The 16,853-nt window shown below is 72.2% G+C and carries 13 protein-coding genes; 4 read left to right on the top strand and 9 right to left on the bottom strand.

What is annotated here, in order from left to right; genetic code table 11:
- Positions 1-189 precede the first annotated feature (189 nt).
- The 4 genes from AC6H2I_RS10310 to AC6H2I_RS10295 all read left to right on the top strand — a co-directional run bounded on the left by AC6H2I_RS10310 (position 190) and on the right by AC6H2I_RS10295 (position 4,117).
- Positions 190-1,266: an FkbM family methyltransferase gene (locus AC6H2I_RS10310; RefSeq protein ID WP_497500535.1), complete on the top strand. Its 1,077-nt coding sequence runs from the start codon at positions 190-192 to the stop codon at positions 1,264-1,266.
- A gap of 91 nt (positions 1,267-1,357) precedes the next feature.
- Positions 1,358-1,900: an NUDIX hydrolase gene (locus AC6H2I_RS10305; RefSeq protein ID WP_497500534.1), complete on the top strand. Its 543-nt coding sequence runs from the start codon at positions 1,358-1,360 to the stop codon at positions 1,898-1,900.
- A 46-nt stretch (positions 1,901-1,946) separates the two neighbouring features.
- Positions 1,947-3,143 (top strand): glycosyltransferase family 9 protein, encoded by a 1,197-nt coding sequence (locus tag AC6H2I_RS10300; RefSeq protein ID WP_497500533.1) that lies wholly within the window; start codon positions 1,947-1,949, stop codon positions 3,141-3,143.
- Between the two features lie 14 nt (positions 3,144-3,157).
- The gene (locus AC6H2I_RS10295) at positions 3,158-4,117 is read left to right on the top strand and encodes a hypothetical protein (protein WP_497500532.1); all 960 of its coding nucleotides are present in this window, start codon (positions 3,158-3,160) and stop codon (positions 4,115-4,117) included.
- Positions 4,118-4,175: 58 nt separating this feature from the next.
- Here AC6H2I_RS10295 and AC6H2I_RS10290 read toward each other — a convergent pair whose 3' ends face one another.
- From AC6H2I_RS10290 to AC6H2I_RS10250, 9 genes are all read right to left on the bottom strand, one after another.
- Entirely contained in the window at positions 4,176-6,353 is a 2,178-nt protein-coding gene (locus tag AC6H2I_RS10290) for an O-linked N-acetylglucosamine transferase, SPINDLY family protein (protein WP_497500531.1), read from the bottom strand.
- 89 nt (positions 6,354-6,442) lie between these two features.
- Positions 6,443-7,288, bottom strand: coding sequence for a GNAT family N-acetyltransferase (locus AC6H2I_RS10285; RefSeq protein ID WP_497500530.1), 846 nt, complete (start codon positions 7,286-7,288; stop codon positions 6,443-6,445).
- 2 nt (positions 7,289-7,290) lie between these two features.
- Entirely contained in the window at positions 7,291-8,214 is a 924-nt protein-coding gene (locus AC6H2I_RS10280; protein ID WP_497500529.1) for a glycosyltransferase, read from the bottom strand.
- Entirely contained in the window at positions 8,211-10,472 is a 2,262-nt protein-coding gene (locus AC6H2I_RS10275) for a glycosyltransferase family 2 protein (protein WP_497500528.1), read from the bottom strand. The genes AC6H2I_RS10280 and AC6H2I_RS10275 overlap by 4 nt, the downstream gene beginning before the upstream one ends.
- A gap of 22 nt (positions 10,473-10,494) precedes the next feature.
- A complete protein-coding gene (gene rfbA / locus AC6H2I_RS10270) occupies positions 10,495-11,370 on the bottom strand; it encodes a glucose-1-phosphate thymidylyltransferase RfbA (protein ID WP_497500527.1) in 876 nt (291 codons plus the stop codon).
- A gap of 60 nt (positions 11,371-11,430) precedes the next feature.
- Positions 11,431-12,492 carry a dTDP-glucose 4,6-dehydratase gene (rfbB, locus tag AC6H2I_RS10265; RefSeq protein ID WP_497500526.1) on the bottom strand — a complete coding sequence of 354 codons (1,062 nt, stop codon included), beginning with the start codon at positions 12,490-12,492 and terminating at the stop codon, positions 11,431-11,433.
- 57 nt (positions 12,493-12,549) lie between these two features.
- Positions 12,550-13,806, bottom strand: coding sequence for a UDP-4-amino-4,6-dideoxy-N-acetyl-beta-L-altrosamine transaminase (gene pseC, locus AC6H2I_RS10260; protein ID WP_497500525.1), 1,257 nt, complete (start codon positions 13,804-13,806; stop codon positions 12,550-12,552).
- The gene (pseB, locus tag AC6H2I_RS10255) at positions 13,803-14,909 is read right to left on the bottom strand and encodes a UDP-N-acetylglucosamine 4,6-dehydratase (inverting) (RefSeq protein ID WP_497500524.1); all 1,107 of its coding nucleotides are present in this window, start codon (positions 14,907-14,909) and stop codon (positions 13,803-13,805) included. The genes pseC and pseB overlap by 4 nt, the downstream gene beginning before the upstream one ends.
- 42 nt (positions 14,910-14,951) lie before the next feature.
- Entirely contained in the window at positions 14,952-16,799 is a 1,848-nt protein-coding gene (locus AC6H2I_RS10250; protein WP_497500523.1) for a tetratricopeptide repeat protein, read from the bottom strand.
- Positions 16,800-16,853 lie beyond the last annotated feature (54 nt).

Here is a 16,853-nt window from a genome sequence, read left to right as displayed (position 1 = left end):
AGCGTTCCGGCGAAGGCAAACGATATCTCCCCCAGCCATGGGGGGACCGGCCGGAGGCGCGGTCGAGGCTCTTGCGCGGTGAACCCCATGCCCTGTATCCCCACTACGCCCTTGCCGGGTGGCACGGAACGGCCGACCGAGGGCAACGCTTGGAGAAGCCGTGCTTGGTAAGGTGGGGAGCGTGCGATCATGGCGACACTGTTTGAAGAACTGGCCCGGGCGACACGCCTGATTTTCACCGGAAAGGCGGCGGAAGCGGGGGAGGCCCTGCGCCTTGTCCTTCGACAGCACCCCAGCAACGCGGATGCCCTGCATTTGCTGTCGCTGGTGGCGGTTGCGCAGCGCAAGCCGAAGGACGCCGAATTCCTCACCCGCAAGGCGCTGGTCGCGACCTGCATCGCCCGCGGCGATCTGGACAAGGCGCTGGGTCGCCGCAGGGAGGCCCTGTGGCACTACGACCAGGCGCTGGCGATCAGTCCCAACGACCAGGAGGCGTGCGACCGCATCGGCGCGTTCTATTGGCAGTCACGGGACCTGCAGGCCGAGGATCTGGAGTTCCGCAAGCCGCCCCTGGACCTGTTCCGCACGCCGATCGGCACCTACTATCTGCCGTCCGATGCCCCGAGGGATTCCATCATCCGTCGCATGAAGGCCGGGAAGGTCTTCGAGGAGGAAGTGGTCGACGCCATGCGCCCCTACATCAAGGAGGGGACGACCGTGCTCGACGTCGGCGCCAATCTCGGGCAGATGAGCCTGATTTTCTCCAAATCCGTCGGTCCCGCCGGTCGCGTCGTCTCGTTTGAGGCGGACCCCTATATTTGCCATGTGCTGCGCAAGAACATCGCCGCCAACGACGCGCACAACGTCACCGTCTACAACAACGCGGTGTATGACCGAACCGACGATTTCATCTTCTACCCCGAGCAGGACTTCAAGCGTTTCACCGCCTATGGGTCCTATGGCGTCGATCCCGGGGCGAAAGACGGGCGGCGGATCGCGATGATCACCATCGACAGCCTGGCCATCGCCGAACCCATCAGCTTCATGAAGGTGGACATCCAGGGCTCGGACCTGTTCGCCATGCGTGGCGCGGCCGAGACGATCCGCCGCAACCGCATGCCCATCGTGTTCGAGTTCGAAGAGCAGTTCCAGGAGAAGTTCGGGACCAGCTTCGACGATTACATGCGGTTCGTCGACGACATCGGCTACCGCGTCGAAAAGACGGTGAACGCCATCAACTACGTCATCGTCCCGAAGGACCTGTAACCCGGCGGGCGGCGGCGGGGTCGACGGGCGCGCGCCGTGTTGCGTGGTCCCCGCGGGAGTGCTATTCGGGGCGGCGATGAGGGGGACAGGCATGGCGTCCGAATCCGGCTGGAGAACCATTGCGCAGCGGTCGCTGCTGAAGGCCCCGCGGGGGATCGAGGTCCTGGTGGAGACGGTCGCGCTGCCGGACGGGCGGATCGTCGACGACTACTACCGCATCGACAAGCCGGGCGCGGCCGTCGTGGTGGCCGAGACGACCGATGGCCGCTGCGTCACGCTGTGGCAATACGTCCATGGGGCCCGCCGCGTCGGGATGACGCTGCCCGGCGGGACGGTCGAAGACGGTGAGGCCCCCCTGCTTGCGGCGCAGCGCGAACTTCTGGAGGAAACCGGGTATGTGGCGGAGGACTGGCTGCCGGTCGGGCGGTACACCCGCGACGGCAACCAGGGCAGCGGTGTCGATCACTGCTTCCTGGCGCGCGGCGCGCGGCCGGTCCAGGCCGCGGCGCCCGGCGACCTGGAAGACCTCGAGGTCCGCCTGCTCACGCGCCACGCGCTGCGCCAGGCGCTCGTCGACGGTGCGATTCCGGTGAGCGCGCACGCGATCGCCATCGCATTGGCTCTTCTGCATTGACGCGTCGGCGCGCCCGAGGCGATGGGTATCCACGACGAGGCCACACATGAACATCCTGATGGCGCAGTTCAGCGCCAATGGCGACTGCCTCTACGCCACGACCTTGGCCCGCCAGATCAAGCACGACCATCCCGACAGCCATCTCACCTGGGTCACCTCGTCCCACTGCCGACCGATCATCGAGGGCAACCCCCACGTCGACACCATTCTGGCGATGAACGCGCCGAACCGGCAGGTGCAGATGGCGGCGTGGATCGCCTATGAGCGGGAGATCCTCAACCAGCTGGGAAGCGGCACCTACGACCGCATCTACCTGTCGCAGATCTGGCCGCGGAACTTCCACCGTTACGACGGGACCGTTCGTCCGTCCTTGCTGCGGGCCTACGGAGCGCCCATCACGGTGCCCGTGCAGCCCGTCCTGGCGTTGAGCGACGCCGAGCACGAGCGCGTCGCCGACTTCGCCAAGCGGCACGGGGTGGGCCGCTACGCCAACCGCATCCTGATGGAGTGCGCGGCTCTGTCGAGCCAGTCCTTCGTGACCCCGGACTTCGCCGTCGCGGTGGCCGAGCGGGTGGTCGCGGCGATCCCCGACACCTGCGTGATCCTGTCGTCCCACCTCGAGGTGAAGAGCGACGATCCGCGGATCATCAGCGGGCGCGAGATCTCGCTGCGGGAGAACGCGGCGCTGACGCACCACTGCACCCATTTCGTCGGAACCGCCAGCGGGCTCACGGTGATCAACACCTCCTCGGCGGCCCGGCAGCTTCCCATGCTGCTGCTGCTGGCGCGGGAGACGTCGGTGTACGCGTCCTTCCACCACGACTTCGAACACTGGAAGATGCCGGTGGACGGCATCATCGAAATGACCGAAGCCCCGGCGGACCGGGTCGCCGACTGCGTGCTGTCGATGATCCGCGACGGCATGCCCGCCGCCAAAGCCGCCTACCATGAGACGATCCGCCCCGATTTCCGCAAGTATCTCAACCAGGTAAACACCTACCTCATCAACGAGAAGCGGATCATCGACGCCGGGCAGTCGCTGGCGACGACCGCCGAACGCTACGGTTGGCAGCCGATCCTCCTGGACTTCGCGAGCCGGTACGTGTTTCCGAACCTGAAATATGATCCGGCCACCATGTTTCCGGACCGTCGCGCCTTCGCCGAATCCCTGCGAAGCGCCGTGAGCGCGGCGATCCGCGCGTCCGGCACGCCGCCAGGCGGAAGCGGCCCGGCCAGCTCCTGAAGGAAGTGACGCCTATGGAAGCCCTCGTCAAACGCGTTCTCGACTACGTCCTCGGCACCCATCGCGAACAGATGGAGCAGGCCGACCGGGCCCTCCTGCTGGCGGGCCGTCAGGCCTCATGGCTGCTGGCCCAGAAGACGCGCCTCGCCACGCTCGCCGACGCCGAGTTCCGGGTGACCTCGCAATGGGGTGAGGACGGCATCCTGGAGTGGCTGGTGCAGACCGTGCCGGTGTCCCGCCAGCGCTTCATCGAGTTCGGCGTCGAGAACTACCGGCAGTCGAACACCCGCTTCCTTCTCCAGAACCGCAACTGGAAGGGGCTGGTGATCGATGGATCGTCCAACAATATTCAACAAATCCGTGCTGACAAGATTTACTGGCGCTACGATCTGACGGCGGTCGACCGCTTCATCACCACCGACAACATCAACGCCATCTTCGAGGAGACGGGATTCGCTGGCGATGTCGGGGTGCTGAGTATCGATATCGATGGCAACGACTATTGGGTTTGGGAGGCGATCGGCAACGTGCAGGCGGACATCGTCGTGTGCGAATACAACGCGATCTTCGGTGACCGGCACGCGGTGAGCACTCCCTACAGCCCGACTTTCAACCGCTTCGACCACCATCCCTCGGGCCTTCATGCCGGCGCGTCCATCGCCGCCCTGCGCCACCTCGCCGGGCGGAAGGGGTACGACCTCGTCGGCAGCAACGCCAGCGGTCTCAACGCCTTTTTCGTGCGCAAGGAGCACATGGCGGTTGTGGAGCCGCTGATCGCGCGCCGTCTGGCCTACCCGTCGGTGTTCCGGAACGCCCTCGATGCGCAGCGCCGGATGACGCACACCGCCGGTCTGGACCGGCTGGCGCTGGTCAGGGACCTTCCCGTCGTCGACGTGGTGAGCGGCGCCACCACCACGCTCGCCGCCCTCGGGGACGCCTACAGCGACGCGTGGCTTGAGTTGATGAAGGTGTAGGCGGCGCGCCCGCCGCCGCGGCCCCGTGATCCGGGCCGGGGGCGACCCGTCTCCCGGCCTAACGGGCGGCGGGGCTCGCGACCGTCACCAAGGCCCGCAACCCCGCCCCCAGGCTCCGCGCGTAGCCTTCCTCGTTGTAGACCGTGGTCTGCCGCAGGGCCTCCCGGCCGTGGCGGCGGAAGTGCTCCCGCCACGCGCGGTCCTCCGCCAGGCGCCGTGCGATCGCCACGAACTCCGCCTCGTCGCGGGCGGCCAGCCAGCCCAGGCCGGCGTGGTGCACGAAGGACGCGCCGTGGGCGGCGACCATGCGCTGCCCCTGCAGTGTGAGCAGCGGCACCCCCATCCACAACGCCTCGCAGGTGGTCGTCACCCCGTTGTAGGGGAAGGCGTCGACCATCACGTCGATGGTGTCGTAGAGGCGGAAATGGTCGGCGTGGGTGTCCGTCCGGCCGACGAAGGTCAGCCGCTCGGCGGCGATGCCGCACGCGGCGAAGGCGTCGCGCAGCCGGTCGTAGGCGTTGGCCGGGGCCGTCGAATCATGGCACTTGATGGCGATGCGCGAGCCGTCGACCGCGTGCATGGCGGCGCTCCACAGGGCGACGGCCTCGGGCTTGATCTTGCGGTACTGGTGGAAGGCGCCGAACACCAGGCCGCCGTCCCGCCCGGTCGTCGCCGGGTCCGGCGCGTAGTCGGGCGGCGTGTAGCACAGGGTGCTGCCGTCCAGGGCGAGCAGCCGGCGCTCGGTGCGGGCGTGCGGCGGCGGCGCGATGACGCGGTCGCCGATCAGCGCATCCACCGTCTCCAGGCCGCAGGTGTCCTCGTTGCCGTGGAGGATCGCGGTCACCGGGGCGGGGTGGCTGGCCAGAACATCCAGCCGCTCCCCGGCGAAATGCCCCTTGAGGTCCACGTACACGTCGAGGTCGTCGCGGCGCACCCGCTCGATCATCGCCGCATCGGACCAGTGGCCGACCGCCACCAGCTCCACCCCCGGCAGCCGGCGCGGAAGCGGCGACGCCGCCAGCATGTGCGGCGGGCATTGGGTGTACACGATCGGCACATACCCGCCCGCCGCCCCGTGGCGCACCATGGCCGGCAGGAAAAAGTCGATCAATGGCTTGTCCTGGATCGTCCCCGCGTAGAATCCGACGCGCAGAGGCCTGGCGTCGACGGCCCGCGGCCCGGCGGGCACCACCGGCCTGGTCGGGTCGGGCAGGTACAACCGGTTCCAGGTGCGGTAGAACGTCATGCGCAGGGCATCGGGGACGTCCGGCTCGCACAGCAGCGCGACGATCAGCGCGGAGTGACTGCGCCGGTTGGCGACGTTCCGCCGTTCCGGGAGCGCCGCGACGCGGTCGAGGGCGGCGTCGACGGCCGTCCACTGGCGCAGGCGAAGCAACGTGTAGATCAAGGTCATGAGCCGCTTGGCGTTGCCCGGATCGATCCGCTGCGCCCAGCGCTGGACCGTCGCCAGCCGGTCCAGCCGGTCGGCGGATTCGTAGACCGTGTGCAGCTGGGACAACGGGGCGAGGCTCGTCGGGTCGAGCGCGACCAGCCGTCGCAGGATGCGCTCGGCGTCGTCGGTCCGCCCCAGTCGGGCCAGCGCCTTGGCGAGCGGCCGTCCCACGTCGGCGGTGAGGGCGGGGGCCGTTTCCAGCACCGCCACGGCGTCGCCCGGCTCGCCATGTGCGGCGAGAAGCGTTCCGAGCTGCTCCGTCAGCATGGGCAGATCGGTGTCCAACAGCCGCGCCCGGGTCAGCAACCGGATCGCCCCCGTGCGATCCTCCTCGTTCACCGCCGCCAGACCGGCAAACTGCCAGGCCTGCGCGGTGTCGGGGGCGATGGCGACCACCGCCCGGGCGGCGGCCGCCGCCGCGGCCCACTCCTTGGTCCGGAACAGCTCGGCCGCCCGGCGCAGCAGGGCGCCCGCCTGCGGCCGGGGCGGCTGCGGCGGCCGGGCCGGCACCGCAAGCGGGAGCAGGCCGGCGAGGGCGGCCCGGGCGTCGGCCGTGGAGCGGGCGTCGAGCAGCTGGCAGGCGACGGCGTGGGCGACGCTGGCCGACGGCTGGTCCTGCGCCGCCGCCGGAGGCAGGGCGCGCACGCCGTCCATGGCTGCCGCCGCCAGCGCGTCGCGGGCCTGGTCGGCCGCGACCGCGCCCTTGGCGACGAGCGTCCGCAGCGCTCCGCTCATGATGCCGACCACCAGATCGGCCATGCGCCGGTCGTCCCGTTCGATCAAGGCCCTTGCCCTCCTCCACCCAGCGGGCCGCATCTTATGCATGCCGGCTCGGTGCGGAAACAAGGCATTTTGCGGTCCGGACGGGGCCGCTACCCCAGCTCCAGGCTGGTGATGCCGAAGACCCGCTCCGCGGCGACCGGGCGGACCGGGCCGGTGTGCATGCGCGCGGTCTCGAACACCGGGGCGAGGCCGCGCCCCTCGGCCAGCGCCACCGCGCCGGCGTTGCCCTCGGGCACGTCGAGGAAGACGGGGCCGCCCCCGGCGGCGGCGGCCAGGCCGTCGAACAGGGCCTCGGCCGCGGCGCGGTCGGCGGCGAACAGGGGGCCGATCTTGTGGCCCTCCCGGCAGGGCCGTGCGACCCCGTAGCCGGCGAGGCGGCCGTCGCGCACCAGGCCGCGGGCGTGGTGCCCCGGCGCCGCCGTCCACGCCCGCAGGAACGCGTCGCGCGGCGCGGGAAAGCACGCGGCGTCGAACGCCGCCACCGCCGCGAACGGCGCGTCGGCGAGCGGCACGACGCCGGGGGGCGCGCCGCCCCCCGCCGGCACCGCTCCGCCGAAGCGCACGTTGCGCCGGTCCAGGGTGAATCCGGACGCGCGGTAGTTGTCCTGCTGCGCCACCACCCCGTCCAGGCCCACCGTGCGCGCACCGGCGCGGGCCATGCCGGCGCGCCAGGTCGCCAGACCATGGCCGTGCCCGCGGACGTCGGGCCGCACGATGTAGAGCCCGAGGAAGGCGAAGGAGTCGTCGTAGGCGACGACCGAGATGCAGGAGACGGGAACCCCGTCCAGCACCCCCACCAGGAACCCCGCGGGGTCCTGGGCGCGGAAGCAGGCGGCATCCTGGTGTCCGGGGTTCCACCCCTCCGCCGCCGCCCAATCGATCATCATCGCAACCTCGCCGGCCGTGGCCGGCCGCACCGCGAACGTCGTGCCCATCGTCACCCCTCCCCCATCCGGCCCAGGCCGGCCAGGATACCACGGCCCATGGCGAGGAGCTTGGCGGCCCGCTCGCGCTCGAACAGGAGGACGCGCACCAGGTCCGCCAGCACCGTCCGCACCTCGAACAGGAACAGCGCCGGCACGGCGCGGCCGTGCAGGCGCAGGGTGCGCACCCGGTTGCGGTACTGGGTGAAGCGGCGGCCCGGGCTGTGGTGGGTGACCGGCACGGTGCGGCCGAGGAGGCGCCGCTCCTCGTACGCGCCGAGGCGGTGGCGCAGGTCGGCGTCGCGCACGGCCACCACGTCGAGGCCGGCGCGCCGCACCCGCAGGGCGAACTCGCAATCCACGTAGTCGATGAAGAAGTCCTCGCGCATCGGCCCGACGCGGGCCAGCACCGCGGCCGGAAACAGGCTGCCCGAGGCGATGGCGTAGAGCAGGTGGTGCAGCACCGGCCCCTCCACCGCGGCCCCGGCGGTGCGGCGCCCGTCGGGGGACACGCGGAAGCGGGTCGGGCGCGTCTGACCGGCCTCGCGCGGCACCGCCACGGCGAGGCCGACCGGGGGGCCGCCCGGGGCGGCGCCGTCGGCCAGCGCCGCCAGCAGCGCCGCCACCATGCCCGGCTGCGGAACGCTGTCCTGGTCGAGCAGGAGCAGCCAGCGCGCGCCCTGCGCCACGGCCTGCGCCAACCCTTGGTTCTGGGCCGCCGCCAGGCCGCGGTTGTCCGGATTGCGGATCACCGTGACCCGCCCGGCATGCAGGGCCAGCGCCCGCTCCACCGCCGCCAGGGACGCGGCCGGAGAGCCGTTGTCGACGACCACGACCCGCTCGGCCTGGTCGAGGGCCGCGTCGAGCACGGCGTCGAGGGTGCCGTCGGGATAATAGGTGACGACGATCGCCGCCACCCCCGGGTTCGGGTCTGTCATCGAAGGCTCCACGGCTTCGGCAGGCGCGGCGGGAAGGCCGGTGCGAAGTCGCTGCGATGCGGGTCGAGATTCGGGTTGAAGGCTGGATCGCGCGCCAGCGCCGCCGCCCAGCGCCCGGCCATATAGGCGGACTCCCGTCGGAACTGGTGCCGGCGTGCCGCGCTGGCGGGATCACCCAGGGTCGCGGATTCGTGGTGGACCAGCTCCGCATAGGGCGTCCACAGCACGCGGTAGCCGCGCTCGCCCAGGCGCAGGCAGAGATCCACATCGTTGAAGGCGATGGCGAGGTGCTCGGCGTCGAACCCGCCGACCTCGTCGAAGACGCTCCGGCGCATCACCATGCAGGCGGCGGTCACCGCGCTGACGGTCTGCTGCAGCAGCGCCCGGCCGCGGTCGCCGGGATGATGGCGCGGCAGGCCGCGGTGGGCGTGCCAGGCCGTCCCCTCCCCGTCCAGCACGATGCCGGCGTGCTGCACCGTGCCGTCGGGGTACAGCAGCTTCGCCCCCACCGCCCCGATCTCGGCGCGGCGGGCATGGGACACCATGTGGGCGAGCCAGCCCGGCTCGATCACCTCGATGTCGTTGTTGAGGAAGCACACGAACGCGCCCGTGGTCGCCGCCACCGCCTCGTTGTTGATGGCGGCGTAGTTGTAGGGCCGGTCGTGGACCAGGACCCGCGCCCGCGGCCGGTGCGCCAGCGCGGCGAGATAGGCCTTGGTGGCCGGCTCCTCGCTGCGGTTGTCGACCACCACCAGCTCCAGGTCGGGGTAGTCGGTGCCGTCCAGCACCCCGTCCACGCAGCGGGCCAGCAGGTCCAGCCGGTCCTTGGTCGGGACGATGACCGTCACCCGGCCGGGCGCCGCCGGCAGCGGGTAGACGACCCGATGCCAGGCCGGAACGGCGGCGGGCTCCACCATGGCATCGGGTTGGCCGGTCCGCGCCAGATGCCCGGCGATCGCCCGGCGGGCGCCCTCGGACCCGATGGCCCCGCGCTCGGCGGCCCCGTCCCGGCAATGGCACAGGATGTGTGCGATGTGATGGACGCGCTGCGGCGTCGTCCGCTCGACCGCCCGCAGGGTCCGGTCGTACCCCTGGCCGTCTGCGTCCATGGCGTGGTCCACCGCGTGCTCGACGCTGCGCAGCAGCGCCGTGCGGACGACCGCGAGATGGGACATCAGGTTGTGGGTGAGCAGAAGATCGGGGTTGAAGTCGGGCTTGAAATAGGGGGCGGTGCGGTGCCCGGCCCCGTCGATCCGGTCCTCGTCGCTGTAGACCAGGTCGGCGTCGGGATGGGCGCACAGGTGCGCCGCCACCACGAAGAGGGCGTGCGGTGCCAGCACGGTGCCGGGGTCGAGCAGGACGCAGTGCCCGCCACCGGCGACCGCCAGCGCGGCGTCGAGGGTGGGGGCCGCGCCGTCACCGCACCGCACCACCCGCACCCTCGGGTCGCGCGCCGCGGCGCCCTCCAGCACGCCCATGAGGTGGGGTGTGGTCGCCGGGCCGGTGGACACGCACAGCTCCCAGTCCGGATAGAGCTGGTCCCGCACCGACGCCAGGGCGTCGTGCAGCCAGGCCTCGGGCGGGTCGGCCACCGCCAGCAGCACCGACAGCAGGGGGCGTTGCGGCAGGGCGGCGATGCGTGCGGCGATGGCCGCGCGGTCGGCGGTGTCCGGCGTGTCGTGCCGGCGCACCCAGTCGGCGTAGCTGCGGCCCTGCGGCCGCGACAGGCGGTCCAGCAGCAACGCCCGCCCGTGCCGGCTGGCGAGCAGGCCGGCCACGTGGCGGGCGCGGCGCGCCAGTTCGCGGCGATCGGCCAGCGCCGGACGCGCCCAGCCCCACAGCATGGCGAGGGCACCCATCAGGGCGCCGGTCTCCGCCAGGCGGGGGGTGCGGATGGCGAAGCCGGCCGGGGGCGGGGCCGCGGCATCGAGCCGCAGAGTGGTCAGTCCCGGGGGCAACTCGACCAGGAGCCGGACCGCACCGCGGCGCAAGGGAAGGCGGATCTGGGCGCCGCCGCCCTCCAACGTGGCGATGGGCGGTTCGCCCTCCCAGTCCAGATCGTAGGACAGGACGGCGCGGCCGGCCGGCAAGGGGGAAGCCTCGGCGTCGTCGCAGCAGACCGTGAAGCAGCCGCGGGCGGCCGTCAGGTGCCAGCGGCCCGCGGCGGCCACCACCCCCTCGCCGGGCAGCAGCCGCAGACGGTGGCGCCGCCAGCGCAGCAGGGACGCCAGCCGTGCGGCGGAAGTCGGGATGGCCATCGACCCGGGCGCGGCCGCCGCGTCAGCGCGGGAAGCGGTCGACGAGGCTGAGCAGGTACTGGCCGTAGCCGCTCTTGCGCAGCGGCTCGGCGAGGCGGGCGAGGCGGTCGGCGTCGATGTAGCCCATCTGGTAGGCCACCTCCTCGGGGCAGGCGATCTTCAGGCCCTGGCGCGCCTCCACCGTCTGCACGAACTGGCCGGCCTGGAGCAGGCTGTCGTGGGTGCCGGTGTCGAGCCACGCGAAGCCCCGTCCCATCCGCTCGACCCGCAGGGTGCCCTGCTCCAGGTAGATGCGGTTGAGATCGGTGATCTCCAGCTCGCCGCGCGCCGACGGTTGCAGCGCCTCGGCGTAGGCGGTGACGTTGTGGTCGTAGAAGTAGATGCCGGTCACCGCCCAGTTGGATTTGGGCTTGGCCGGCTTCTCTTCGATCTCGATGGCCCGGCCGGAGGCGTCGAAGGTCGCCACGCCGTAGCGCTCGGGGTCGCTCACGTAGTAGCCGAACACCGTGGCGCCGTCGGTGCGCGCCGCCGCGTCCTGCAGCATGGCGGGCAGGCCGTGGCCGAAATAGATGTTGTCGCCGAGGATGAGGGCGCAGGGTTCCCCGCCGATGAAATCGCGGCCGATGAGGAACGCCTGGGCGATCCCCGCCGGCTCGGGCTGGATGGCGTAGCTGAGCCGGATGCCCCACTGCGTGCCGTCGCCCAGCAGCTTCTCGAACAGCGGCTGGTCGTGGGGCGTGGAGATCACCAGGATCTCGGTGATGCCCGCCATCATCAAGGTGGACAGCGGGTAGTAGATCATCGGCTTGTCGTAGACCGGCAGGAGCTGCTTGGTCACGACATGGGTCACCGGGTAGAGCCGCGTGCCGAGACCCCCGGCCAGGATGATCCCCTTCATGGTCGATCCTTCACGTCTGCTGTGGTCGCAATGACAGATGTACGCGTCACGCCGGGGCGCTCATCCCGCGAGGCCGAGACGGTTGCCGTGGTAGACGCCCTCGCGCAGCGGCTGCCACCAGGCGCGGTTGGCGAGGTACCATTCGACCGTGCGGCGCAGGCCGGTCTCGAAGGTCTCGCGCGGCTCCCAGCCCAGCTCGCGGCGGATCTTGGCGGGGTCGATGGCATAGCGGAGGTCGTGGCCGGGCCGGTCCGTGACGTGGGTCACCAGGCCCTGGCGCGGGCCGCCGGGCAACGGCGCCGCCACCTCGTCGACCATGGCGCAGATGGCCCGCACCACGTCGATGTTGCGCATCTCGTTGTTGCCGCCGACGTTGTAGGATTCCCCCGGAACGCCGCGGCCGAGGATCAGCCACAGGGCGCGGGCGTGGTCCTCGACGTACAGCCAGTCGCGCACGTTGGTGCCCTGGCCGTACACCGGAAGCGGCTTGCCCTCCAGCGCGTTGAGGATCATCAGCGGGATCAGCTTCTCGGGAAACTGGCAGGGCCCGTAGTTGTTGGAGCAGTTGGAGACCAGGGCCGGCAGGCCGTAGGTGCGGCTCCAGGCGCGCACGAGGTGGTCCGACGACGCCTTGCTGGCGGAATAGGGGGATGACGGGTCGTAGGGGGTCGTCTCGGTGAAGTGGCCGGTCTCGCCCAGCGACCCGAACACCTCGTCGGTGGAGATGTGGTGGAAGCGGAAGGCCGCGCGCCCCGCCTCGTCCAGCGAGCGCCAATAGGCCAGGCTGGTGTCGAGCAGCGCGTAGGTCCCCACCACGTTGGTCATGACGAACGCGCCGGGCCCGTCGATGGAGCGGTCGACGTGGGATTCCGCGGCCAGGTGCATGATCGCGTCGGGGCGGTGCCGCTCCAGCAGGTGGGCCATGCGGTGCTGGTCGCAGATGTCCGCCTGCTCGAAGGCGTAGCGGGGGTGGTCGGCGAAGGGGGCCAGGGACGCCGGGTTGGCGGCGTAGGTCAGCTTGTCGACGTTGATGACGTGGGCGTCGGACTCGGACAGGAGGTGGCGGACGACCGCCGACCCGATGAAGCCGGCGCCGCCGGTGATCAGCACTTTACTTGGCATGCGAACCGTCACCCATCGAGGTTGTCGAGACCGGCCCCCGGACCGGCCGCCGGCACATTAGACGGTGGAAGAAGGCAATTCAAACGGAACCGCCGGCGCCGTCAGCGCCCGCTCCAGGGCCGTGGCGACGCGCCGCGGGGCGTCGTCCGCCATGCCCGGAAACAGGGGCAGGGTGAGGGCCCGGGCGTAGTAGGCATCGGCGCCGGGAAGCGCAGGAACGCCGTAGCGCGCGGCGTAATACGGCTGCCGGTGCACGGGGATGTAGTGCACCTGGGTGCCGATCCCGGCGGCGCGCAGCGCCGCCATCACCGCGGCGCGATGACGCCCGGCGGCGGCGAAGTCGACCAGGGCGACGCACAGGTGCCAGGCCGGCCGGCAGCCGGCGGCACGCGCCAGCGGCCGCACCAGCGGCGCCAGGGGGGCGAGGCAGGCGGCGTAGGCGTCCATGAGCGCCCGCCGGCGCCCGGCGAAGCGCGCGAGCTTGCCGAGCTGGCTGAGGGCCAGGGCGCTCTGCAGGTCGGTGAGCCGGTGGTTGAACCCCGGCTCGGCCATCTCGTAGACCCAGGGGTTGGCGGTTCCGTCGGCGGCGCGGGCCAACGCCGGGTCGGTCAGCCGGCCGGGATCGCGCTCGATCCCGTGGTTGCGCAGGCGGCGCAGCCGTGCCGCCAGACCGGGGTCGCCGGTGGTCACCGCCCCGCCCTCCCCCGCCGCGATGGTCTTGACGGGGTGGAACGAGAAGACGGTGAGAACGCCCGCGGCGTCGGCCCCGACGGCGGCGCTGCGGCCGGCCGCGTCGGTCCAGTCCGTGCCGATGGCGTGGCAGGCGTCCTCGACCACCGCCAGGCCGCGGCCGGCGGCCAGGGCGCGCAGGTCCGACAGCGCGCCGATCTGCCCCGCGAAATGGACCGGGGCGACGGCGCGCACCCGCAGGCCGGCCGCCTCGGCGCGGCCGATGGCGGCGGCCGCGTGGTCGGCGCCCATCAGGGCGCTGTCCGGGTCGACGTCGGCGAACGCCACCTCGGCGCCGCACAGCCGCGCGGCGTTGGCGGTGGCCAGGAAGGTGATGGCGGGCACCACCACGGCGTCGCCCGGGCCGAGGCCGAGCGCCGCGAAGGCGAGGTGCAGGGCGGCCGTCCCGTTGGCGCAGGCGACGGCGTGGCTGGCGCCGACCCGGTCCGCCAGCGCGCGCTCGAAGGCCTCGACGGCCGGTCCCTGCGTCAGGAAGTCGCTGCGCAGCACGGCCACCACGGCGGCGATGTCGTCCTCGTCCAGGCTCTGGCGGCCGTAGGGGAGGAACGGCGGGCCGGCGGTCACGGCGATTCGGCGAGCAGCGTGGCCAGGCGCTCGGCGTCGAGCCAGTCGCCGTTGGTGTCGGAGGCGTAGCGGAAGCCGGCGGGCACCGCCTTGGCGCCAAGCCGGTGGTAGGATTCGTGGCTCCAGAAGGCGAAGCTCGGCTCGATCACGAAGCGGTCCGCCAGTTCGAAGGTCTGGCGGCTGTCGTCCTCGGTGATCATCACCTCGTGCAGCTTCTCTCCGGGACGCACGCCGACCACCGCGTGCGGCAGGTGGGGCGCCAGGGCCCGCGCCATGTCGACGATGCGCATCGACGGGATCTTCGGCACGAAGATCTCGCCGCCCTGCATCAGGGCGAAGCAGGACAGCACGAACTCCACCCCGTGCTGCAGGGTGATCCAGAACCGGCTCATCCGCTCGTCGGTGATCGGCAGGCTGGCCGCCCCCTCGGCGACCAGCTTGCGGAACAGGGGCACCACCGACCCGCGCGAGCCCACCACGTTGCCGTAGCGCACCACCGAGAACCGCGTGCCGAGCGAGCCGGACAGGTTGTTGGCGGCGATGAAGATCTTGTCCGACGCCAGCTTCGACGCGCCGTAGAGGTTGATCGGGTTCGCCGCCTTGTCGGTGGACAGCGCCACCACCTTCTTGACGCCGGCGCTCAACGCCGCGCGCACCACGTTCTCGGCGCCGTAGACGTTGGTGTTGATGCACTCCATCGGGTTGTATTCGGCGGCCGGGACGTGTTTCAGCGCGGCGGCGTGGATGCACACGTCGACCTCGCGCATCGCCAGCTCCAGGCGCTCGCGGTCGCGCACGTCACCGATGAAGAAGCGAAGCCGGCCGTCCCAGTCGACGCCGAGGTGCTGCTGCATCTCGTACTGCTTGAACTCGTCGCGGGAGAACACGACGACGCGGCGCGGGTTGGACTGCGCCAGGATGGTCTCGACGAAGCGCCGGCCGAACGACCCGGTGCCGCCGGTCACCAGCACGGAGGCCCCCTCGAACTCGGCCAGGGCATCGCGGTGCCACTCGGCGGGTGCGCTGGCGAGTCGTTTCGAGAGGGAGGCGGTGCGGCTGTTGGTGGACAATGGGCTGGCCCCCGGCTGCGCGGACTTCGGCATGTCTGGTTTAGGGAAGTTTAGAGAGGATTGTCTAGCGGTCCGTTAATGAGCGCCGTCCGGAGGGCGCTCCGCGAGGTCGCCGCGCAGCGCGTCGGCCACCGCGGCGATGACGGCGTCCCAGCCGTCGCCGGGGGGTTGCCGGAAGAGGCGCAAGCACGGGTACCAGGGGCTGTCGGTGCGGCCGGCGAACCAATGCCACAGGGTGGCGCGGCCGCAGGGCAGCAGCACGCGGGTGGGGACGCCCAGCGCGCCGGCGACGTGGGCGGTGGTGTTGGAGACGGTGACGATCTGGTCCATCGCCGCGACCTGGGCGGCGAAGGCGTCGAGATCGGCCAGCTGGTCGATGGTGTCGTCATGGAGCACCGGCACCCCGAACCGCTCCCGCACCGCCCGCAGTTCCTCGCCGCAGTCGCCGTATTGCAGGTTGACGAAGACCGGATGCCGGCCGCGGCCGGCGCCGGCCGTGAGGATCGGCGCCCAGTCGCTCAACGGCACGGTCTTGCGGTCGCCCAGCCCGCGCACGCGGCTGCGCCAGGCGATGCCGATCACCGGCCCGTCGCCGGCCGCGCGGTAGCGCGCCCGCAGCGCCGCCACGCGCCCGGGATCGGCCACGAGGTAGGCGCGGCGGTGCCGGGGAAACGCCTCCAGGGACCGCCGGAAGCGGCGGCCGAGGGCGGCCATCGGGTGGTGGGCGGCGGTCGCGCCGGCGGCCGGCGGCGGCTCCGCGCTGACCGGGCGGTCGACGATGGTGGCCCAGGGAAAGGAGCGCTGCCAGGTCGCTCGCCAGCGCGGATCGCATTCCACGACCGCGTCGATCCCGGCGGCCCGGACATCGTCCATCAGGCTGGCGAACAGCACCTGGTCGCCGACCCCGCTGGGCTGCCACAGGTAGAGACGCCCGTCCGGCCGCGACCGGGCGTCCCACAGCGGCACCGGGAATGCACGCTCCCGATCGTAGGCGGTCCAGCGCGCCATGTAGCCGTCGAAGCCGCGGCCGAGATCGCCGCGCAGAAGCCGCACATAGGCCAGGGCGTAGTCGGCCATCGCGCGCACCGTGCGGTCCTCGTCGGCGGCGTCGGCGGCGGCGGCGCGCAGGACGGCCGCGTCGAAGGCGGCCTCGGCCTCGTCCAGGCGCTCCAGTTCCAGCAGGATCTCACCGCGGCTGATCAGGGCCTTCAGTCCCGTCGCGGCGATCGCCAGGCCGCGGCGCGAGGCGTGATCCGCCGCCGCGGTGTCGCCGGCCAGCAGGGCGAGCGAGGCCCGCCGGGTGTAGGCGCCCGCCGCGTCCGGCGCCGCGACGATGGCCCGGCGCAGCGCGGCGGCCGCGGCCTCGCCTTGCCCCTGCTGCGCCCACAGCCCGGACAGCTCCAGCAGCGCATCGGCGCACAGCGGGTCCAGCGAGAGCGCCTGGCGCAGCGCCGTCTCGGCGGCCGGCGGCGTGCCGGCGGCGATCGCGGCACGGGCCTCGGGCAGGAGCCGGCCGGCGATCTCGTGCTCGACCGCCCGTTGCAGCACCGCCCATCCCCGGGCCCCCCGGGCATCCCCGGGGAAGCGGTGCCGGAGGGCGGCGTAGGCGGTCCGTGCCTCGCCCCAGCGCCGCGCCTTCACCAGCGCCGCGGCGGCGTTGAAGGCAGCGCGCGGGCTCCCCTCGAGCACGGCCGCACGGGCGAAGGCGGTCGCCGCCCGCCCCGGGGCGGCGACCGCGTCGGCGACCGCCCCCAGCAGGGTCCACACCGCGGCGGCGTCGGGCCGCTCGATCAGGAGACGGCGGGCCGCTGCCTGCGCCTCGTCGTGGGCGCCGCGGCGCTGGGCCGCGACCGCCTTCGCGAAGAGCGTGGTGCCGCCCTCCCGCGGCGCCGGCCGCCCCCCGTCCCGGTTGTCTTCCACCATTCTCCGCCACACCCGTCGCGTTGTGCGGGCGCGGAGGCTAGCGGCCGGGTCCGG

This window comes from Azospirillum sp. NS33, assembly GCF_059703765.1.
This window is presented reverse-complemented; position numbering and strand designations above follow the sequence as displayed.